The organism is Hydrogenophaga sp. PBL-H3, assembly GCF_010104355.1.
Lineage (GTDB): Bacteria > Pseudomonadota > Gammaproteobacteria > Burkholderiales > Burkholderiaceae_C > Hydrogenophaga.
Genome location: NZ_CP044972.1, coordinates 3,680,280 through 3,700,534, shown reverse-complemented (window position 1 = coordinate 3,700,534; position 20,255 = coordinate 3,680,280). Strand labels below are relative to the sequence as shown.

Sequence of the window (20,255 nt, the reverse complement as noted above, 5' to 3'; positions counted from 1 at the left end):
ATTGGACCGAAGTTGCAAAACCTTGTCAGGGGCCGGCTTTTCGCGAGCGCAGAAGGTCGTCCACCGTGGGTACCAGCGCGAGTACCGCCAGCACCAGCGCCAGCGGCACGGTGAAGCCGTAGCCCACCTGTTTGAACCCATAGGCGCCGGCGATGCCTCCGGTGGTGAAGGCCGCCAGCAGGCCCGCCAGCACCGCCATGCGCGGGCGGTCGGCACGCACTTTCAGGGGATGGTCGGGGTTGTGGTTCCAGTAGATGAGCTTGCCCAGCTCGATGCCCAGGTCGGTCACGATGCCCGTCATGTGGGTGGTGCGGATCACCGCGTTGGAGAGCTTGGTGGCGATCGCGTTCTGCAGCCCCATGATGAAACACAGCAGCACCACGGTGAAGGGGATCAACAGGCCCTCGAAGGTGGAGAGTTGCGCACCAAGCAGGCCAAAGCACAGGATGAGCGAAGCCTCCAGCAGCAGGGGCAGGGCGTATTCGCTGGAGAGCTGGCGCCGCCGCGCGAAGTTGACCATGACCGCGCAGCACATGGCGCCCATCAGGAACGACAGCACGCCCACGGCGGCGTCCACCACCAGGCCCATCTGGCCCAGCGCCAGGTTGTCCGCCAGCGAAGACACCATGCCCGTGACGTGCGAGGTGTATTGCTTCACCGCGAGGAATCCGCCTGCGTTGATGGCACCGGCCACGAAGGCCAGCACGAAGCCGAGTTCCCGGTTGGACTCGGCGGTGCGCTGGGTGCCGATCAGGTAGCGGGCGTAGTTGGCGGGCATGGAGCCGACACGTTACACCAGCGCCGCTGAAAGACGCTCAGTGCCCCAGCAGGTTGTGTCGCACGTGCAGCAGGTGGTCCAGGGTGCTGGTCTTGGCGCGCGCCGCGTCGCGGTCGCGCAGGGCGTCCACCAGCTGGCGGTGCTCTTGCTGGTAGGCCAGCCGGCGCTCGGGCGTCACGCTTTTCTTCTTCAGTTGCCCCCAGTCGCCCTGGGCGCGCACCTGTTTCATGAGCTTGAACACGCTGGAGACAAAGGTGTTGTGCGCCGCATCGGCAATGGCCTCGTGCAGTTCACCGTCCCAGTGCTCGAACTCCTCCAGGCTGCTGGCGCGTTCGGCGCTGGTGCAGCAAGCCAGCATGCGTGCGAAATCGGCGGTGGTGGCGTTGCGCACCACCAGGTCGATGATGGCAGGCTCCAGCGCCAGGCGCGCTTCCATCAGCTCGGCCGGGCTGGTGTGTTGCGCGGAGTCCTGCTGGATCAGGCGGTCCAGGCTGGACGGGGCTTGTTGCGCCACGAAGGTGCCACTGCCCACGGTCTGCTCGATCAGGCCTTGCTGCTTCAGATCGGCCAGGGCCTTGCGCACCGTGGTGCGGCTCACGCCATAGCCCTCCGAGAGTTCACGCTCGGTGGGCAGTCGGTCGCCGGCCTTCCAGTGCCCGGCCTGCAGCTGGGTCAGGATGGTCTCGCGCAGGGAGGTCGAAATGGTCATGGTGGCCGGAAATATACCAAAACAGACCAATCACCGCCATTGGGCGGTGACCTCGGCGACATCGGTGAAAACCCGCTGTGGTCGTGTCCCGGTATGGTCTAACATCGGCCCGTTCTGGTATCTATTGGTACTTATTGGTATTAACTCAAGGAGTCTGTGTGCGCATCGCTACGTTTGTTCATGAAGGTCAACGCCGTGTCGGGCAGGTTTCTGGCGATGGTCAGAGCGTCACGGCTTTTGCGCTGGACGCTGCCCAGGCGGCGCGCGGGGCCTTGCCTCTGATCGAAGCCGCGGCGCAGGGTGCGGCTTTGCCGGCGCTCACGGGCCCGGCCATTGCGCTGGCTTCGGTGCGCCTGGAGGCGCCGCTGCCGCTGCCGCGACGCAACCTCTGGTGTGTGGGCCGCAATTACCACGAGCACGCCAAGGAACTGCAGGCCTCGGTGTTCAAGGACAACAACGCCAACCCGGCCACCTGGCCGATCGTGTTCACCAAGGTGCCCGAGTGCGTGGTTGCCACCGGCGACAACGTGGTGCTGCCGGGCGCGGCGGTGTCGGAGCAGATCGACTACGAAGCCGAGCTGGCGGTGGTGATCGGCGTGGGCGGCAAGAACATCGCACGCGCCGACGCCATGAGCCACGTGTACGGCTACACCATCGTCAACGACGTGACCGCGCGCGACGTGCAGATGCGCCACCAGCAGTGGGACATGGGCAAGTCGTTCGACACTTTCTGCCCCATGGGTCCGTGGATCGTCACAGCCGACGAGCTGGACGGTCAACACACCCGCGTGCGCTGCTGGGTCAACGACTCGCTGCGCCAGGACGGCCGCACCGAAGACCTGATCTTCGACATTCCGACGCTGATTGAAACCATCTCGCGCGGCATCACGCTCTACCCCGGCGATGTGATCGCCACCGGTACACCCGCCGGCGTGGGCCTGGGCCTGAAGCCGCCGGTGTTCCTGCGCGCGGGCGACGTGGTGCGCATCGAGATCGACGGCATCGGCAGCCTGCAGAACGCCTTCGTCTGAACCCCGCAACAACAGGAGAATTCTTGATGAACCGACACTTTCGCAGCCTGTGCCTGGCCGCCCTGACCGTCACGGCCGCGTGTGCAGCCGTGGCGCAGTCGGCCTACCCGACCAAGCCCGTCACCATGGTGGTGCCGTTCCCGCCCGGCGGCGTGGCCGACACCGTGGGCCGACCGATCGCCGAAGCCATGGGCAAGGTCCTCAACCAGCCAGTGGTGGTGGTCAACCGGGGCGGCGCCGGTGGTGGCATCGGCATGGCCCAGGTGGCCAAGTCGGCGCCCGACGGTTACACCCTGCTGATGGCTCTGTCGTCGGTGGTGGTGCTGCCCGAGGCCGACAAGATCCTCAAGCGCGCGCCGATGTTCGAGCTGGACCAGCTGGTGCCGATCGCCCGCATCACGGCCGACCCGACGGTGCTGGTGGTGCGCGCCGACAGCCCGTGGAAGACCTACGCCGAGTTCATCGCCTTTGCCAAGGCCAACCCGAGCCGCATTTCGTTTGGTTCGTCGGGCAACTACGGCACCATGCATGTGCCGATGGAGCAGCTCAAGGGCGCGACTTCCAGCTTCATGCTGCATGTGCCCTACACCGGCGCCGGCCCGGCCATCCTGGGTCTGCTCAGTGGCCAGGTCGATGCCCTGGCCAGCGGTCCGGCCAGTGTGGCGGGCCAGATCAAGGCGGGCAAGCTGCGCGCGCTGGCGCACTGGGGCGAAGGCCGCCTGGCGCTGCTGCCCGACGTGCCGAGCTTCAAGGAACTCGGCGTGCCGATCGTCTACTCGCAGTGGTCGGGCATCTTCGTGCCGGCCGGCACGCCGCCCGACGTGGTGGCCAAGCTGCGCGAGGCCGCGCGCGCTGCCACCCGGGATGAGCGCACCATCCAGATCATGACCACCGCGGGTACCTCGTTCCAGTACCAGGACGCCCCGGAGTTCGACCGCTTCGTCAAGGAAGACGCGGGCACCATGGTCAAAGTGGTGCGCCAGATCGGGCAGGTCAATTGAGTCCGTGTCGCTGTCCTGGGCGCGACTGAACAGGGGTGGATTCCCTAGGTTGAGAAATCTGTAAGTCCACTAACAATCGCTCCAACGCAGACATCCGCTTGTCGGCCTTTCACAGCACCGACAACGCAAGACACAGGAGGACGGATTTCCAGCGACCCCGCCGACCGAAAGGCCCACGGGGTTTTTGATGGTGATCGACATTCATGAGCACCGAATACATTCTCGAAACGCAGGACCTCACCCGCGAATTCAAGGGGTTTGTCGCGGTTGACAAGGTCAACCTCAAGGTCAAGCGCGGTTCCATCCACGCGCTGATCGGCCCCAACGGTGCCGGCAAGACCACCATGTTCAACCTGCTGACCAAGTTCCTGCCCGTGACCTCGGGCAAGATCGTCTACAAGGGCGAAGACATCACCAGCCACAAGGCGGCCGAAGTGGCGCGCACCGGCATGGTGCGGTCGTTCCAGATCTCGGCCGTGTTCCCGCACCTCACGGTGCTGGAGAACGTGCGCATCGGCCTGCAGCGCAAGCTGGGCACCAGCTTCCATTTCTGGAAGCCCGAGTCCAGCCTGTACGCGCTCAACGACGAGGCCATGGCGCTGCTGGAGCAGGTCGATCTGGGCAGCTTCGCGCAGACGCAGACGGTGGAGTTGCCCTACGGCCGCAAGCGGGCGCTGGAGATTGCCACCACGCTGGCGCTCGACCCCGAACTCATGCTGCTCGACGAACCCACGCAGGGCATGGGCCACGAAGACGTGGGCCGTGTCGTGGAGCTCATCCGCAAGGTGGCGGCCAACCGCACGGTGCTCATGGTGGAGCACAACATGAACGTGATCGCCAACCTCTCCGACACCATCACCGTGCTGGCGCGCGGCTCGGTGCTGGCTGAAGGCCCTTACGCCACGGTGTCCAAAGATCCCCGTGTGCTCGAAGCCTATGTGGGCACGGTCGAGGAAATCGAATGAGCGCCGCGCCGGGCCGCCCCAAGCCAGCTCGCACCGCAGTGCGTCGCACGGAGGTTTCCAAATGAGCAAAGTCCTGCTGAAGGTCGCCGACCTCAACACCTGGTACGGCGAGTCGCATGTGCTGCACGGCGTGAACTTCGAGATCCGCGAAGGCGAACTGGTCACGCTGCTGGGGCGCAACGGCGCGGGCCGCACCACCACCGTGAAGTCCATCCTGGGGCTGGTGGGCAAGCGCACCGGTTCGATCCAGATCGACGGCGTGGAAACCATCCACATGCCGACCAACAAAATAGCGCGGCTCGGCCTGGGCTACTGCCCCGAGGAGCGCGGCATCTTCTCGTCGCTGAGCTGCGAGGAAAACCTGATGCTGCCACCCAAGGTGGGCGAGGGCGGCATGAGTGTGGACGAAATCTACGAGATGTTCCCCAACCTCAAGGAGCGCCGCCACAGCCAGGGCACGCGCCTGTCGGGTGGTGAACAGCAGATGCTGGCGATGGCGCGCATCCTGCGCTCGGGCGCCCGCATCCTGCTGCTCGACGAGATCACCGAAGGCCTCGCGCCCGTGATCGTGCAGACGCTGGGCCGTGTGATCCGCGCGCTCAAGGCCAAGGGCCTGACCATCATCCTGGTCGAACAGAACTTCCGGTTTGCCGCACCCCTGGCCGACCGCCACTACGTGATCGAACATGGCCAGATCGTGGCCACGGTCAACAAGAACGAGCTCGAGAGCAAATCCGACATGCTCAATGAGTATCTGGGCGTCTGACGCCCGTCCACCAAGAGGAGACTTTCCACATGAAACGCAAACTGATTTCAACCGCCGTGACCACCGCCATTGCCACCGTGCTGGCCGGCGGTGCGTCTTTTGCCGTGGCCCAGCAGGGCAAGCTGACCGGTGATGCCGTGAAGATCGGCGTGCTGACCGACATGTCCGGCGTGTACGCCGACTACGGCGGCCCCGGTGCCGTGGCAGCAGCCCGCATGGCCGTGGCCGACTTCGGCGGCACCATGTTCGGCAAGCCGATCGAGGTGGTCAGTGCCGACCACCAGAACAAGCCCGACATTGCCAAGAACGTGGCCCAGGGCTGGTTCGACCGCGACGGCGTGGACATCTCGGTGGAAAACCTGAACTCCGCCGTGGCCCTGGCCGTGCAGGCACTGGGCAAGGAAAAGAACAAGATCACCATCACCACCGGTGCCGCCTCGGCCCGCCTGACCAACGCCGACTGCGCACCCACCACCGGCATCCACTACCTGATGGACACGATCGCGCTGTCCAACGTGGTGGGCAAGGCCATCGTGAAAGATGGCGGCGACAGCTGGTACTTCCTGACCGCCGACTACGCCTTTGGCCATTCGCTGGAGAAAGACACCGGCGACGTGGTGAAGGCTGCTGGCGGCAAGGTGCTGGGCGCGGTGCGCCACCCGCTGTCCACCGGTGACTTCTCGTCCTTCCTGCTGCAGGCGCAAACCTCCGGCGCCAAGGTGGTCGGTCTGGCCAACGCCGGTGGCGACACGGTGAGCAGCGTGAAAGCCGCGGCCGAGTTTGGCCTGACCAAGAAACAGAACCTGGCCGCGCTGCTGATGCTGCTGACCGACGTGCACGCCATCGGCCTGCCCACGGCACAAGGCCTGTACCTCACCGAAGCCTGGTACTGGGACCTGAACCCCGAGACCCGCGCCTGGGCCGACAAGTACAGCAAGGTCATGAACGGCCGCAAGCCCAACTCCAACCACGCCTCCGTGTACTCCTCGACCATGCATTACCTCAATGCCGTGAAGGCCGCCGGCACCGACGACACCGCAGCCGTGATGGCCAAGATGAAGGAAACGCCGATCAACGACATGTTCGCCAAGGGCGGCAAGATCCGCGAAGACGGCCGCATGGTGCACGACATGTACCTGTTCCAGGTCAAGAAGCCTTCGGAATCCAAAGGCGCCTGGGACTACTACAACCTCAAGGGCACCATCAAGGGTGACGATGCGTTCCAATCGCTGGCATTGAGCCAGTGCCCCGGCATCAAGAAGTGATCCTGGGTTGAATTGAACTGAGCCGACCGGGCGGGCCGTGATTCACGGCCCGCCCCTTTTCACCGGACTGCAATGACTGAAATATTTGGTGTGCCGATCGTGGCCTTCATGGGGCAACTCATGCTGGGGCTGGTCAACGGCTCGTTTTACGCGATCCTTTCGCTGGGCCTGGCCGTGATCTTCGGCATGCTCAACATCGTCAACTTCGCGCACGGCGCCCTCTACATGGTGGGCGCCTTCGTTGCGTGGATGCTGCTCAACTACGCCGGCGTGAACTACTGGTTCGCGCTGTTGCTCGCGCCCATCGCCGTGGGGGCCATCGGCGCCCTGATCGAGATGACCATGTTGCGCCGGTTGCAGCAGCTGGATCACCTCTACGGTCTGCTGCTCACCTTTGGCCTGGCGCTGATCTTCGAGGGTGCGTTCCGCGAGTTCTACGGTTCGTCCGGCCTGCCTTACGAACTTCCCGAGATCTTCCGCGGCGTGTTCGACCTGGGCTTCATGATGTTGCCCAAGTACCGCGCCTGGGTGGTGCTTGTTTCCATCTTCCTGTGCCTGTTCACCTGGTACGTGATCGAGAAGACCAAGCTGGGCGCGTATTTGCGCGCTGGCACCGAAAACCCCAACATGGTTCGCGCTTTCGGCATCAACGTGCCGCTGATGGTCACGCTCACCTACGCCTTCGGCGTGGGCCTGGCCGGTCTGGCCGGTGTGATGGCCGCGCCCATCTACCAGGTGAGCCCGCTGATGGGCTCCAACATCATCATCGTGGTGTTTGCCGTGGTCGTCATCGGCGGCATGGGCTCCATCCTGGGCTCCATCCTCACCGGCCTGGCGCTGGGCCTCATCGAAGGTCTCACCAAGGTCTTCTACGCCGAGCTCTCGTCCACCGTGGTCTTCATCATCATGGTCATCGTCCTCATGATCCGTCCGGCAGGTCTGTTCGGCCGGGAGAAATAATGTCCAAAGCCACCCGCAACGTATTCCTGGTGCTGTTCCTGGCACTGCTGGCGGCCCCCTTCGTGGGCTACCCCATCTTCCTCATGAAGGTGCTGTGCTTCGCACTGTTCGCCTCCGCGTTCAACCTGCTGATCGGCTTCACCGGCCTGCTCTCGTTCGGCCACGCCATGTTCTTCGGCTTCTCGGCCTACGTGGCCGGCCACGCCGCCAAGGTGTGGGGCCTCACGCCCGAGGTGGCCATCCTGGCCGGCACGCTGAGCGCGGCTTTCATCGGTCTGGTCACCGGCTGGCTGGCGGTGCGCCGCCAGGGCATCTACTTCGCCATGGTCACGCTGGCGCTGGCGCAAATGATCTATTTCATCTGCGTGCAGGCGCCCTTCACCTACGCCGAAGACGGTATCCAGAGCATTCCGCGCGGCAAGCTGTTCGGCGTGATCGACCTGACCAACGACATGGCGATGTACTACGTGGTGGCGGCCATCTTCGCGGCGGCCTTCGCGCTCATCTACCGCATCATCCATTCGCCATTCGGGCAGGTGCTCAAGTCGGTGCGCGAGAACGAACCCCGCGCGCTCTCGCTGGGCTACAACGTCGACCGCTACAAGCTGATGGCCTTCGTGCTCTCGGGCACCATCGCGGGCCTGGCCGGCGCCACCAAGTCCATCGCCTTCGGCATCGCGACGCTGACCGACGTGGGCTGGCAGATGTCGGGCGAGGTGGTGCTGATGACACTGCTCGGCGGCATGGGCACCATCCTCGGCCCCACCGTGGGCGCGGCCGTGATCGTCACCATGCAGAACTACCTCTCGGGCCTGGGCTCCATGGTCTCGATCATCATGGGAGCGACCTTCGTGGTCTGCGTGCTCATGTTCCGCCGTGGCATCGTGGGCGAGATCGAGCACCGCTTCGGCGCCAAGAAGAACTGAAGCCTTCTGGCCCAGACAACAAAAAACCGGCCTTGGCCGGTTTTTTGTTGTCTGGAGGTGCCCGGACTCAGGCCACCACCGCCTGCTGCGCTACCGCCTCGCGCGAGATGTGCGCCACGGTTTGCTGCGGTGAGCATTCCGACCACAGCGCGCGGGCACAGCCTTCGCACTGGCCGCACTGCGTGGCCACGCCGAGTTCGAGCTGGATGTCGTCAAACCCCATGCCCGAGCGGGCGCAGTGGGCAATGGTCTTGTCGCTGATGCGGCGGCAGATGCAAACGATCATGGTGCTGGGCGGGCGTCGTGAAACTGAACGAATGATAATGAATCGCATTCAGACTCGCAACACCGCTCAGCGGATGAACACCCTCAGCTGACCGAACCCATCTGGCTTTGCAGGTAGTTCTGCAGACCCACCTTGTCGATCAGGTCGATCTGGGTTTCAAGGAAGTCGATGTGCTCCTCGGTGTCGTCCAGGATGCCCTGGAGCAGGTCGCGCGAGACGTAGTCACGCACCGTTTCGCAGTGGGCGATGCCGGCCTTGATGGTGTGCTGCGCGCCGGTTTCCAGTGCCAGGTCGCTCTTGAGGATTTCGGGCACGTCCTCGCCGATGCTCAGCTTGCCCAGGTCCTGCAGGTTGGGCAGGCCGTCCAGCGTGAAGATGCGGTCCATGAGCTTGTCCGCGTGCTTCATTTCACCGATCGATTCTGCGTATTCCTTGGCCGCCAGCTTGTCCAGGCCCCAGTGCTTGAGCATGCGGTAGTGGACGAAGTACTGGTTGATCGCGGTCAGCTCGTTCTTGAGTTGCGCCTGCAGATGCGTGATGGCCTGGGGGTCGCCTTTCATGGGAGTGCTCCTTGGGTCGGGTTGGGTGTGAGGCCTCGATTGTCACCCGCGCCTTTTTCAGGCACAAAAAAACCGGCCTGAGCCGGTTTTTGCCGAGCCGAGCGATCTGCTTCAGGCCGAGAGAAAGGCACGCCCCGCACCACCCATGGAAGGTGCGCCGACCTGGCGGCCGTAGGTGGGTTGCTGTGTGTGCTGGGGCAGCAGGCTGGACACGGCGCGCTGGCTCTGGGCGTTGGCGCGCAGCACAGCCTGGCGCAGGCGGGCGAAACGTTCGGCGGCGGTCAGCAAGGCGTGCTGCTGGTCGCTGCCGGGTGGCGCCATGGCGACGGACTTGGGGGCTTGCTGCAACACCCGCTGCATGGCGGCACTGGCCAGTTCCACGGCGGGCGCATCACCGCGCACCAGTGCGGCTTCGAGCGCGTCCAGCTCCACCTGCAGCGAATCGATCCAGGGGTGGGAGGTCGTTGCAAAGGTCATGGGGCAGCCTTGTGGGATGGGAAGAATCAGGTGCGCGTGCCGCCGAGCATCTCGGCTGCGTTGGCCAGCATCTTGTCGGCAATGGCTTCGGCGTTGACCTGGAAACTGCCGTTGGCAATGGCCGCCTTCATGGAGGCCACCTTGTCGGCGTTGAACACGTCGCCACCCGAGACCGAGCGGGCCTCGGTGGTGGAGGCCGACAGCGTCACGGTCACGCCCGGCTGGGCCTGCCCCGCGCTGGCCACAGACGCGGCTGCGCTGGCCTCGGCCGCCGCGGGCGCGGTGGCCTTCTGGGGGCCGCCTGCCACTGAACCAATATAGGAATCCGGTGATGAATCGACTTTCATGTCACGCTCCAAACCCCGAAGTCAGGGCCTTGTTCAGACTGTATCGGCCCGGCGTTTGAGAACTTTAATCAAAGTCTTGTGGTGTTCGTCACGATTTTTCGACCGTCTGTGCGCCGCGGTGCGAAGCCGGCCCGTCTCACAGCGCCAGTTCAACCGTCTGGGCGTCGCGGACCACCCCGGTGACGACCCGCCCGCCCGGCAGTTTGACGCGGGCTGGCTCGCCCACCATGCCGGCGGTGAGCGCCTGGCCAGTGGCTGAAATGCTGAAGCCGCCGCCCTGGCCGCTCACCCGCACCTGCGCGCCCGCCGCGAAGGCCTGCGGCACGCGCACCATGTTCTCGCGCAGCGCCATACCGGCGGTCAGCGGAAAGGCCGCCAGCTGGCCGACCCAGCGCTCGGGCAGGGCCAGCACGCTGGAACGCTGCTCCGCCCAGTCGATTTCGGCGATTTCAGCGTCTTCTTGAGTGAGGGCGTCGCCCGCGGCCACCGCGCGCTTGAGCACCCAGGCCGGCCCCCAGGCTTTCACCGTGACCGGCACGAAGACATTCCAGCGTGTGGGCCCATCCACGCAGCGCAGGCCGATGCGGCTTCGGCCCCACAGGCGGGTGCCGGGGGGCAGGTAGGGCTCGACCTGGTTGCACGGCGCCAGCTTCAGGCGCGCGTCGAGCGAGCCCATCACCACCTCGGCACGCAGCGGCGAGTCCGCGTCTTTGGGCAGGGCGGCGGCCAGGGCGGGTGTCAGGAAGTCGTGCGCCATCTTCTCCAGCGCGGCGGGCTCGTTGGCCCGTGCGCTCCAGCCGCACAGCAGCAGCGCCACCAGGGCAATCAGGCGGGCGGTGAGGGGCGACAACAAGGAGGGCAGCAGCGTGGGCATGGCCTGCACTGTAGGGCGCCGCCGGTTGTGGGAAAGCCGGGAAAAGGCCGCTTTAGGGGTCTTTGTTCCGGCCATTGAAGACCCTCAAGATTTCCATAATTCGTTCAACGCCCCGGTGTCCGTGCCCTCTGAGGAAGGCCAGTCACCCGCCCCGCAACCCTTGCCTTGAGGTGAACATGCTTGAACAGATGACCGCCCGGCTGGATTTCCATGCCAACGCCCTGCTGCTGCGCTCACAGCGCCAGCAGGTCATCGCCAGCAACATCGCCAACGCCGACACCCCTGGGTACATTGCGCGCGATTTCGACTTTGCCGCTGCGCTCAAAAATGTCTCGGGCATGCAGGGCGGCGCTGGCGTGAACGTCACCAGTGCCGGCCACATGACACTGGGCACCACCAGCGCGCAAGACCCCAAGCTGGCCTACACCGTGCAGACCCAGGCCAGCCAGGACGGCAACTCGGTCGACCTCGACCGCGAGCGCGCCAGCTTCGTGGACAACAGCGTGCGCTACGAGTCCACGCTGCGGTTCATCAATTCCCACGTCAAGACCATGCTCAGCGCCATTCAAGGCCAATGAGTTGAAAGGAATCGATCATGTCGATGTTCTCCATCTTCAACGTGTCGGGCAGCGCGGTCAGCGCGCAGTCCCAGCGCCTCAACGTGGTGGCCAGCAACCTGGCCAACGCCGACGCCGTGGCCGGGCCGGACGGCCAGACCTACAAGGCGCGCCACATCCAGTTCCAGACGCTGCCCATGGGTGGCCAGGGCAATGCCGGGGTGAAGGTCAAGGACATCACCGAGAGCCAGGCTCCCGGGCGCCGCGAACTCAACCCCACCCACCCCAGCGCCGACGCCGAAGGCTATGTGAACCATTCCAACGTGAACCCGGTGGAAGAAATGGTCAACATGATTTCGGCATCGCGCTCCTACCAGAACAACGTCGAGGTCATGAACACGGCGAAGTCGCTGCTGCTCAAGACGCTGCAGATGGGTCAATAAAGAAAGCACATCCCATGTTCGCCACACCCCTCGACACCTCCAGCCTCGGCACCACCGTGGGCAGCACCACGGGCACATCGGCCAAGAACAACATGGACCCGGCTGCCTCGCAGGACCGCTTCCTCAAGCTGCTGGTCGCGCAGCTCAACAACCAGGATCCGCTCAACCCGATGGACAACGCGCAGATGACGACCCAGATGGCGCAGATCAACACGGTCAGTGGCATCCAGGAACTCAACGCCACGCTCAAGGGCATGGCGGCGCAGTTCGGCTCCATGCAGACGCTGCAAGGCACCTCGTTGATCGGCCGCGAGGCGCTGGTCGAAAGCAACAAGCTCGGCTTCGACGGCACCATCGGCAAAGGCGCCATGCGCCTGGACGCCAGCGCCAGCCAGGTCTCGGTGGAGGTGGTAGGCAAGAACGGTGAGGTGCTCGACACCCTCGATTTCGGCGCGCTCACCGCAGGCCAGCACTCGTTCAACTGGGACGGCACCGGGATCGACCCGAACCAGGTGGCCGGCTTCCGCGTGAAAGCATCTGATGGTGGCCAGCCCGTCAAGTCCACCACCTACAGCCGCCAGACCGTGACCTCCGTGGGCTTTGCCAACGGCACCATGAACCTTCAACTGCAAGACGGCAGCACCCTGGGCTACGACCAGGTCGCCACCTTCCTGTAACCCGCCTCCATCACCCCCAAGGACAACACCATGGCATTCCAGCAAGGACTCTCCGGCCTCAACGCCGCCAGCCGCAACCTCGACGTCATCGGCCACAACATCGCCAACTCCAACACCGTGGGCATGAAGAGCTCGCGCGCCGAGTTCGCCGAGATCTACGCCAGCTCGGTCAACGCCTCGGGTGGCATGGCCAACGGCATCGGCGTGGCCGTGGCGGCGGTGGCGCAGAGCTTCACGCAGGGCAACATCAGCGTCACCGGCAACGAGCTCGATGTGGCCATCAACGGCAACGGCTTCTTCGAGCTCACCCAGCCCAACGGCTCCACCGCGTACACGCGTGCCGGCATGTTCAAGCTCGATCGCGAGGGCAACGTGGTCACCAACGATGGCAGCAACCTCATGGGTTACCCCACCGATGCGCAGGGCAACCGCCTGAGCTTCGACACCCAGCCCCTGAACCTGCCCACCGGCGGTCCGATCCCCGCGCAGCAGACCAGCGCCATCACCGCCGAGTTCAACCTCGACACGCGCGCCGACGTGTGGAACGCGGTCACGCCCAACGTACCGTTGGCCACCTACGGCACCTCGCTGGTGGCCCACGATGCGCAGGGTGTCGAGATCCCGGTGGCCATGGCCTTCCGCAAGACGGCAGCCAACACCTGGACGGTCTACACCAGCGGTGACGGAACCGCGCCCACCACCGCCAGCCCGTCGTTCACGCTCAACTTCAATGCCGACGGCACGCTCAACCCCGCGTCCATCACGCCCGCGCCCACCGTGGCACTGACCTCGGCCAACGGCACATTCAACGCCACGCTGGATGTGTCCGATGTCACGCAGTTCGGCACAGCGTTTGCAGTCACCAACCTCATCCAGGACGGTTACCGCCCGGGCGAGCTCACCAGTCTCACGATCGACGAGGACGGCGTGGTGGTTGGCCGTTATTCCAATGGCGAGTCACGCGCGGCCGGCCAGATCGCGCTGGTGAACTTCCGCAATGCGCAGGGCCTGGCGCCCGGCAGCAACGGCATCTGGCAAGCCACCCACGCCTCGGGCGACCCGCTGCGCGGCGAACCTGGCGCTGGCAACTTCGGCGTGCTGCGCTCCGGTGCGCTGGAAGACTCCAACGTCGACCTCACCGCCGAGCTCGTCAACATGATGACGGCGCAGCGCGCCTACCAGGCCAACGCCCAGACCATCAAGACGCAAGACCAGGTTCTCAGCACCCTGCTGAACATGCGTTGATCGCAAGCCTGAACTGAACGAAGGAGCCCCGCATGGACCGCATGATCTACACCGCGATGACCGGCGCCAATGCCGCGCAGCATCGCCAGACGGTGCTGGCCAACAACCTGGCCAACGTGTCCACGCCGGGCTTTCGTGCCGAACTCTCCACCTTCCGCGCCGTGCCGGTGCGCGGCGACGGTGCCAGCACCCGCGTGTTTGCGCTCGAAGCCACCGCCGGCCACTCCGACACACCCGGCGCCATCACCTCCACCGGCCGCAACCTGGACGTGGCCGCGCGCGGCAACGCCTACTTTGCGGTGCAGGGGCTGGACGGCACCGAGGCCTACACCCGCGCCGGCGCGCTCGAAGTCAACCAGGACGGCACGCTGGTCAACCCCCAGGGCCTGCCCATGCTGGGCGACGGCGGCCCGATCGTGGTGCCGGCCAATGCGCGGGTGGACATCGCCGCCGACGGCACCGTGAGCACGCGCGTGGGCAACCAGCCTTCGCAGCAGGTGGGCAAGCTCAAGATGGTTCTGCCCGACGCAGACAACCGCCTCAAGCGCGGCGAAGACGGCCTGTTCCGCGGCCCGCAGGGCGACCCGCTGCCCGCCAGCGACGTGGCCCGGCTGCAGGACGGCTCGCTCGAAGGCTCCAACGTGAACCCCATGGAGGCCATGGTCGGAATGATCGCCGTGGCCCGCCAGTTCGAGGTGCAGATGCGCATGCTGCAGAACGGCGAAACCAACGACAAGACCGCCAGCCAACTCCTCAGCATGAACGGCTGATCCCCTTAATTTCGCGGAGCACACCATGATCAACTCGCTGATGATTTCCAAGACCGGCATGCAGGCGCAGCAGACGCAGCTGGACGTGATTTCGAACAACCTGGCCAACGTGTCCACCAACGGCTTCAAGCGCGCCACGGCGGTGTTTGAAGACCTGATGTACCAGAACCTGCGCCAGGTGGGCGCCAACACCGCCGAGCAGGCCGAGCTGCCCACCGGCCTGCAGGTGGGTCTGGGTGTGCGCACCGTGGCCACCTCGCGCAACTTCACGCAGGGCAGCCTGCAGCAGTCTGGCAATGCGCTCGATCTGGCCGTCAACGGCGGCGGCTTCTTCCAGGTGCAGATGCCCGACGGCACCACCGGCTACACCCGCGACGGCAGCTTCCAGCTCGACGCGCAGGGCCGCATGGTCACCTCCAGCGGTTACCCGCTCACCGCCGGCATCACGCTGCCGGCCGAGTCACAGAGCATCACCGTTTCCAGCGACGGTGTCGTCACCGCCAAGCTGCCTGGCAACCCCGTGCCGCAGCAGGTGGGCAACATCGAACTCGCCAACTTCATCAACGCCGCCGGCCTGGAGCCGCTGGGCCAGAACCTGTTTGCCGAGAGCCTGGCCTCGGGCAACCCTCTCACCGGCGCACCCGGTTCGGCCGGCCTGGGCACGGTGATGCAGGGCATGGTGGAGACCTCCAACGTCAACGTGGTGCAGGAGCTGGTGACCATGATCCAGACCCAGCGCGCCTACGAGATGAATTCCAAGGCGATCCAGACATCCGACCAGATGCTGCAGCGCCTGAGCCAGCTCTGATCCTGAACGGAGAACCCACCATGTTGCGTCTCGTCTGTGTGCTGACTCTTGCCGTGCTCGCCAGCGGTTGCGAAACCATGAGCTCCAAGGTTGACCTGGAGCCGGTGCAGCCGGTGCGCTACGTGCAGGCCGCGCCGGTCAGTGCGGTGCCCAGCGGGGGCCTGTTCCAGGCCGCCAGCTACCGGCCCGCGTTTGAAGACCCGCGCGCGCGCATGCCCGGCGACACGCTCACGGTGCAGATCACCGAGCGCCTGAACGCCAGCCAGACCTCGTCGGCCTCGATCGACCGCAGCGCCGACATCTCGGCCGGTGTCTCGGGCTTCCCCTTCCTCAAGGCACCGCTGCTGGACAAGCTCAAGCTGGGCGCGCAGTCGGAGAACAGCTTCTCCGGCGACGGCAAGAACCAGAACAACAACACCTTCTCGGGCTCGATCACCACCACCGTGCAAGAGGTGCTGCCCAACGGCCACCTGGTCGTGGTGGGCGAAAAACAGATCGGGGTGAACCAGAACGTGGACGTGCTGCGCTTCTCCGGCACGGTCGACCCCAAGCAGATCAAGCCCGGCAACACCGTTGCCTCGACCCAGATGGCCAACGTGCGCGTGGAGTCGCGCGGACGCGGCGCGCAGGGCGAAGCGATGGCAATTGGCTGGTTGGCACGGTTCTTTTTGAGCGTTATCCCCTTCTGATCCCCGCCCACAATGGGTTTCGATCTGCCCACTGAGGAATTTGCGGTGAAGTCATCTCTCTCGTCCCTGCTCGTTGCTCCCCTGCGCCTTCTGGCCCTGGCCCTGGTTTCACTCACCATGGTCTGGCCTGCCGCCGCCCAGTCGATCCGCATCAAGGAGATCGCAGCGGTGCAGGGCGTGCGCAGCAACCAGCTCACCGGCTATGGCCTGGTGGTGGGCCTGGACGGCACGGGCGACCAGACCACGCAGATGCCCTACACCTCGCAGAGCCTGAACAACTACCTGCAGCAGCTCGGCCTCTCGCTGCCACCCGGCGCCAACATGCAGCTCAAGAACGTGGCGGCCGTGCTGGTCACCGCACAGCTGCCCGCCTTTGCCCAGCCCGGCCAGATGATCGACGTGACCGTGTCCTCGGTCGGCAACGCGAAGTCGTTGCGCGGCGGCACGCTCATCACCACGCCGCTCAAAGGTGTGGACGGTGAAATTTACGCACTCGCCCAGGGCAACCTGCTGGTGGGTGGCGCCGGTGCGTCTGCCGGCGGCAGCAAGGTGCAGATCAACCACCTGAGCGCGGGCCGTGTGCCCGGCGGCGCGCAGGTGGAGCGCGCGGTGGCCTCGCCGTTTGCGCTGGGCGAGACCATCGACCTCGGTTTGAATTCGAGCGACTTCCAGACCGCCAGCCGCGTGACCGACGCCATCAACCGCGTCATGGGTTCGGGTGTGGCCAGCGCGGTCGATGGCCGTGTGGTGCGCCTGCGCGCCCCGGCCGACCCGGGCGCCCGCGTGGGCTTCCTGGCCCGGGTCGAGGAGATCCGCCTGGACGCCGCCATTCCCATGGCCCGCGTCATCATCAATTCGCGCACCGGCTCCATCGTGATGAACCAGGCCGTGAGCCTGGGCGCTTGCGCGGTCTCGCACGGTAACCTCTCGGTGAGCATCAGCTCCACACCCGTGATCAGCCAGCCCAACGCCTTGTCCACCGGCGGCCAGACCGTGGTGGCCGAGCAGGCCAACATCCAGATCAGCCAGGACAAGGGCGCGCTCATCAAGCTCGACACCGCGCCGCAGCTCGCCGACGTGGTGCGCGCGCTCAACTCGCTGGGCGCCACGCCGCAAGACCTGCTGGCCATTTTGCAAGCCATCAAGGCCTCGGGCGCGATGAACGCGGAACTGGAGGTGATCTGATGTTGTACGGAACACTGGTTTCAATGAACCCGCATTCGGGCGAGGGCTTCGACAGGCTCAGCCCGAACGGAGGTTTCTTCGCTCGCTGGATTTCGTTCCCGCTCCGGCTGAACTCCGACCCGTTCGGGCTGAGTCTGTCGAAGCCTTCGCGCCATTTCCGCCAGCCATGAACCCGATGAATGCCCTGTCCAGCGGCGGCCTCGCGGCCGACCCCACGGCGCTCAATGCGCTGCGCTACGGCGCGGGCAAGGACGGCAACGACAAGGCCGCGCTCAAAGAGGCGGCCAAGCAGTTTGAGTCGCTCTTCATGCGCGAGCTGATCAAGAGCATGCGCGAGGCCACGCAGAAGTCGGGTCTCATGGAAGGCGAGGGCGCCGACCTCGGCACAGATTTGCTCGACCAGCAGTTCGCGGTGCAGCTCTCGGGCTTGCCGGGTGGTCTGTCCGAGGCCATCGAGCGCCAGCTCGGCAAACAGATGCAGAACAACGCCGCCGAGAAAGCGGGCGCATCGAATGCCTCGTCTGCCGCCAGCACCGTGGGCCGCGCCAGCGCAGGCCCGCGCCAGGCCGGCTTCGTGGATCAGCACAGCCAGGCCGCAGCAACGGTGGCGCGGGAGTCGGGCATTCCGGCCAGCTACATGATCGGCCAGGCCGGCCACGAGACCGGCTGGGGCAAGAGCGAGATCCGCCACGCCGACGGCACGCCGTCGCACAACCTCTTCGGCATCAAGGCCACCGCCGCCTGGAAGGGCAAGGTCGCCGAGATCACCACCACCGAATACATCAACGGCGAGCCACGCAAGGTCACGGCCAAGTTCCGCGCCTACGACTCCTACGCCGACTCGTTTCGCGACTACGCCAAGCTCATCGGCAACAGCCCGCGCTACGACAAGGTGATGGACCAGATCGGCTCGGTGCAGGGTTTTGCAGCGGGTCTGCAGAAGGCCGGCTATGCCACCGATCCACAGTACGCCGCCAAGCTCAGCCGCGCCATCAACACCACGCTGAGTCTGCAGCGCGCCCAAGCCTGAGGACCCCCTATCCATGTCAGCCCTCAACATTGGCGCTCGCGCCCTCACCACCAACCTCGCGGCCTTGCAGGTCATTGGCCACAACATCGCCAACGCCAACACGGTGGGTTACTCGCGCCAGAACGTGCAGCTCACCACCGCCGGTGCGCAGGCGTTCGGCAACGGCTACATCGGCAAGGGCGTGGACATGGCCACGGTGGAGCGTTCGCACAGCGCCTACCTCACGCGCGAAGCGCAGCTCACCGGCTCGGTGGCGGCAGCGGACGCCGTGCGCTACTCGCGCCTGCAGGCACTTGAGAGCGCGTTTCCGCTCGGCGCGGGGGGGCTGGGCTCGGCGCTCAACGACACCCTCAATGCCTGGGCCGACGTGGCCTCCTCACCCAGCAACCTCACCGCCCGCGTGGTGGTGATCGCCAAGGGAGAAGAGTTCGCCAGCCGCCTGCGCAACACCGCCGGCCAGCTCGATGCGCTTGCGCGCAGCACGCAGCAGCAGGTGGAAGGTTCGGTCAATGTGATCAACGGCCTGGCGCAAGACCTGGCCCGGGTGAACCAGAAGATCGTCGAATCGGCCGGTGGCGAGCACACGCCCAACGACCTGTTTGACCAGCGCGATCAACTGCTGGGCGAGATCAACAAACACATCCAGACCAGCACCATCTTTGACAAGGACGGCTCGGTGAGTGTGTTCGTGGCTGGCAGCCAGCCTCTGTTGCTGGGCCAGCGTGCCAACCAGCTCGCCGTGACCCGCGACGCCACCGACAACTCGCGCATCGCGCTGGCTTTTGTGCAGGGCGGCGTGTCGACCCCGCTGGCCGACAACACGCTGGGCGGCGGCGAGCTGTCCGGCCTGATGAATTTTCTGAACAAGGACATGGTCGCGGTGCAGAACCTGCTCGGTCGCATGGCGCTGGCCTCGGCCACCACGGTGAACAACCAGCACGCGCTGGGCATCGACCTGCAGGGCAACCCCGGGCAAGACTTCTTCATTCCGCCGGCCGCTGCCGTGGGCATGGCCGACCCGGCCAACACCGGCACCGCCAGCGTGAGTGCCAGCGTGAACGACCCGGCCGCGCTGATGGCGTCGGACTACGAGCTGCGTTTCTCGGCCGGCAGCGTGAGCGTGGTGCGCCTGTCCGACGGCGACAGCACCTCGTTTGCCATGCCACCCACCGCCTTCGACAAGGACGGCCTCACCTTCAACATCGACGCCGGCACCGCCGCCGCGGGCGACCGCATTCTGGTGCGCCCCTTCGAGGCCGCCGCGCGCAACATGCAGGTGGCCATCGGCTCGCCCGACCGCCTGGCCGCCGCCAGCCCGGTGATGGTGACGCCCGGCGTGAACAACGCAGGCGGCCTGAGCGTTGAGAGCCTGTACGCCGTATCCGGCTCGGCCAACCTCACCGACCCGGTGACCCTGACCTTCCAGGCCGATGGCACCTATGTGGCCGACGATGGCGTGAATCCACCCGCCACCTACAACTTCGCGCCCGGTCAGCCCATCGTCATCAACGGCTGGAGCCTCACCTTGCGCGGCAGTCCGAGCGCCGGGGACACCTTTGCCATCGGCGCCGCGCCTCCCGGCTCCACCGCACAGAACGCTGGCAATGCCAGCGCAGTGCTGGCCCTGCGCGACCGCCCGACCTTTGAAGGCGTGGCCCTGGCCGATGGTTATGTGAGCCTGTTTTCCGAGGTTGGCACCCGCGTGCAGGGCGCCAAGTTCGCCACCGAGTTCTCCAGCCAGATCGCCACCACGGCGGAGACCGCCCGCACCAATGTGTCGGGCGTGAACCTGGACGAAGAAGCCGCGCGCCTGCTGCAGTACCAGCAGGCCTACCAGGCCTCGGCCAAGTTCCTGCAGGTGGCGCAAAGCACCTTCGACAGTTTGCTGGCCACCGTGGGCCGGTGA

Annotated in this window: 24 protein-coding genes; 17 read left to right on the top strand and 7 right to left on the bottom strand. The window is 65.6% G+C overall.

Translation table 11 applies throughout. The annotated features are described in order from the left end of the window. Positions 1 to 25: 25 nt before the first annotated feature. Both F9Z44_RS17255 and F9Z44_RS17250 read right to left on the bottom strand, forming a co-directional pair. Positions 26 to 778 (bottom strand): YoaK family protein, encoded by a 753-nt coding sequence (locus F9Z44_RS17255; protein WP_159607946.1) that lies wholly within the window; start codon positions 776 to 778, stop codon positions 26 to 28. A 37-nt stretch (positions 779 to 815) separates the two neighbouring features. Beyond that, positions 816 to 1,487, bottom strand: coding sequence for a FadR/GntR family transcriptional regulator (locus F9Z44_RS17250; protein ID WP_159607945.1), 672 nt, complete (start codon positions 1,485 to 1,487; stop codon positions 816 to 818). A gap of 158 nt (positions 1,488 to 1,645) precedes the next feature. Between F9Z44_RS17250 and F9Z44_RS17245 the strand changes: the two genes are divergently transcribed. The 7 genes from F9Z44_RS17245 to F9Z44_RS17215 all read left to right on the top strand — a co-directional run bounded on the left by F9Z44_RS17245 (position 1,646) and on the right by F9Z44_RS17215 (position 8,401). Continuing rightward, positions 1,646 to 2,518 carry a fumarylacetoacetate hydrolase family protein gene (locus F9Z44_RS17245; protein ID WP_159607944.1) on the top strand — a complete coding sequence of 291 codons (873 nt, stop codon included), beginning with the start codon at positions 1,646 to 1,648 and terminating at the stop codon, positions 2,516 to 2,518. A gap of 26 nt (positions 2,519 to 2,544) precedes the next feature. Next, positions 2,545 to 3,519, top strand: coding sequence for a tripartite tricarboxylate transporter substrate binding protein (locus tag F9Z44_RS17240; RefSeq protein ID WP_159607943.1), 975 nt, complete (start codon positions 2,545 to 2,547; stop codon positions 3,517 to 3,519). A 203-nt stretch (positions 3,520 to 3,722) separates the two neighbouring features. Then, the gene (locus F9Z44_RS17235) at positions 3,723 to 4,484 is read left to right on the top strand and encodes an ABC transporter ATP-binding protein (RefSeq protein WP_159607942.1); all 762 of its coding nucleotides are present in this window, start codon (positions 3,723 to 3,725) and stop codon (positions 4,482 to 4,484) included. A gap of 61 nt (positions 4,485 to 4,545) precedes the next feature. After that, a complete protein-coding gene (locus F9Z44_RS17230) occupies positions 4,546 to 5,250 on the top strand; it encodes an ABC transporter ATP-binding protein (RefSeq protein ID WP_159607941.1) in 705 nt (234 codons plus the stop codon). A gap of 29 nt (positions 5,251 to 5,279) precedes the next feature. Then, positions 5,280 to 6,515, top strand: coding sequence for an ABC transporter substrate-binding protein (locus tag F9Z44_RS17225; RefSeq protein ID WP_159607940.1), 1,236 nt, complete (start codon positions 5,280 to 5,282; stop codon positions 6,513 to 6,515). Between the two features lie 72 nt (positions 6,516 to 6,587). Continuing rightward, positions 6,588 to 7,475 carry a branched-chain amino acid ABC transporter permease gene (locus F9Z44_RS17220; RefSeq protein ID WP_159607939.1) on the top strand — a complete coding sequence of 296 codons (888 nt, stop codon included), beginning with the start codon at positions 6,588 to 6,590 and terminating at the stop codon, positions 7,473 to 7,475. After that, positions 7,475 to 8,401, top strand: a complete 927-nt coding sequence (locus F9Z44_RS17215; protein WP_159607938.1) for a branched-chain amino acid ABC transporter permease — start codon at positions 7,475 to 7,477, stop codon at positions 8,399 to 8,401. Before F9Z44_RS17220 ends, F9Z44_RS17215 begins: the two co-directional genes overlap by 1 nt. Before the next feature lie 67 nt (positions 8,402 to 8,468). Here F9Z44_RS17215 and F9Z44_RS17210 read toward each other — a convergent pair whose 3' ends face one another. The 5 genes from F9Z44_RS17210 to flgA all read right to left on the bottom strand — a co-directional run bounded on the left by F9Z44_RS17210 (position 8,469) and on the right by flgA (position 10,945). Next, positions 8,469 to 8,687, bottom strand: coding sequence for a (2Fe-2S)-binding protein (locus tag F9Z44_RS17210; RefSeq protein WP_159607937.1), 219 nt, complete (start codon positions 8,685 to 8,687; stop codon positions 8,469 to 8,471). An 83-nt stretch (positions 8,688 to 8,770) separates the two neighbouring features. Next, a complete protein-coding gene (bfr, locus tag F9Z44_RS17205; protein WP_159607936.1) occupies positions 8,771 to 9,247 on the bottom strand; it encodes a bacterioferritin in 477 nt (158 codons plus the stop codon). Positions 9,248 to 9,358: 111 nt separating this feature from the next. Then, positions 9,359 to 9,724 (bottom strand): hypothetical protein, encoded by a 366-nt coding sequence (locus tag F9Z44_RS17200; RefSeq protein WP_159607935.1) that lies wholly within the window; start codon positions 9,722 to 9,724, stop codon positions 9,359 to 9,361. Positions 9,725 to 9,750: 26 nt separating this feature from the next. Beyond that, entirely contained in the window at positions 9,751 to 10,071 is a 321-nt protein-coding gene (gene flgM / locus F9Z44_RS17195; RefSeq protein ID WP_159607934.1) for a flagellar biosynthesis anti-sigma factor FlgM, read from the bottom strand. A gap of 136 nt (positions 10,072 to 10,207) precedes the next feature. After that, the gene (gene flgA, locus F9Z44_RS17190) at positions 10,208 to 10,945 is read right to left on the bottom strand and encodes a flagellar basal body P-ring formation chaperone FlgA (RefSeq protein WP_159607933.1); all 738 of its coding nucleotides are present in this window, start codon (positions 10,943 to 10,945) and stop codon (positions 10,208 to 10,210) included. Between the two features lie 176 nt (positions 10,946 to 11,121). Between flgA and flgB the strand changes: the two genes are divergently transcribed. The 10 genes from flgB (at position 11,122) to flgK (ending at position 20,255) form a co-directional block, all read left to right on the top strand. Then, the gene (gene flgB, locus F9Z44_RS17185; protein WP_159607932.1) at positions 11,122 to 11,523 is read left to right on the top strand and encodes a flagellar basal body rod protein FlgB; all 402 of its coding nucleotides are present in this window, start codon (positions 11,122 to 11,124) and stop codon (positions 11,521 to 11,523) included. 17 nt (positions 11,524 to 11,540) lie between these two features. Continuing rightward, the gene (gene flgC, locus F9Z44_RS17180) at positions 11,541 to 11,945 is read left to right on the top strand and encodes a flagellar basal body rod protein FlgC (protein WP_159607931.1); all 405 of its coding nucleotides are present in this window, start codon (positions 11,541 to 11,543) and stop codon (positions 11,943 to 11,945) included. A gap of 14 nt (positions 11,946 to 11,959) precedes the next feature. Next, positions 11,960 to 12,622, top strand: coding sequence for a flagellar hook assembly protein FlgD (locus F9Z44_RS17175; protein ID WP_159607930.1), 663 nt, complete (start codon positions 11,960 to 11,962; stop codon positions 12,620 to 12,622). Between the two features lie 30 nt (positions 12,623 to 12,652). Then, positions 12,653 to 13,867, top strand: a complete 1,215-nt coding sequence (flgE, locus tag F9Z44_RS17170; RefSeq protein ID WP_159607929.1) for a flagellar hook protein FlgE — start codon at positions 12,653 to 12,655, stop codon at positions 13,865 to 13,867. 32 nt (positions 13,868 to 13,899) lie between these two features. Continuing rightward, positions 13,900 to 14,637 carry a flagellar basal-body rod protein FlgF gene (gene flgF, locus F9Z44_RS17165; protein WP_159607928.1) on the top strand — a complete coding sequence of 246 codons (738 nt, stop codon included), beginning with the start codon at positions 13,900 to 13,902 and terminating at the stop codon, positions 14,635 to 14,637. 25 nt (positions 14,638 to 14,662) lie between these two features. Further along, positions 14,663 to 15,445 (top strand): flagellar basal-body rod protein FlgG, encoded by a 783-nt coding sequence (flgG, locus tag F9Z44_RS17160; RefSeq protein ID WP_159607927.1) that lies wholly within the window; start codon positions 14,663 to 14,665, stop codon positions 15,443 to 15,445. 20 nt (positions 15,446 to 15,465) lie between these two features. Continuing rightward, positions 15,466 to 16,134: a flagellar basal body L-ring protein FlgH gene (locus tag F9Z44_RS17155; RefSeq protein WP_159607926.1), complete on the top strand. Its 669-nt coding sequence runs from the start codon at positions 15,466 to 15,468 to the stop codon at positions 16,132 to 16,134. A 12-nt stretch (positions 16,135 to 16,146) separates the two neighbouring features. After that, positions 16,147 to 17,319, top strand: coding sequence for a flagellar basal body P-ring protein FlgI (locus tag F9Z44_RS17150; protein ID WP_159607925.1), 1,173 nt, complete (start codon positions 16,147 to 16,149; stop codon positions 17,317 to 17,319). 166 nt (positions 17,320 to 17,485) lie between these two features. Continuing rightward, on the top strand, positions 17,486 to 18,349 hold the full coding sequence (gene flgJ, locus F9Z44_RS17145; protein ID WP_236574172.1) for a flagellar assembly peptidoglycan hydrolase FlgJ: 864 nt from the start codon (positions 17,486 to 17,488) through the stop codon (positions 18,347 to 18,349). 13 nt (positions 18,350 to 18,362) lie between these two features. Then, positions 18,363 to 20,255, top strand: a complete 1,893-nt coding sequence (gene flgK / locus F9Z44_RS17140; protein WP_159607924.1) for a flagellar hook-associated protein FlgK — start codon at positions 18,363 to 18,365, stop codon at positions 20,253 to 20,255.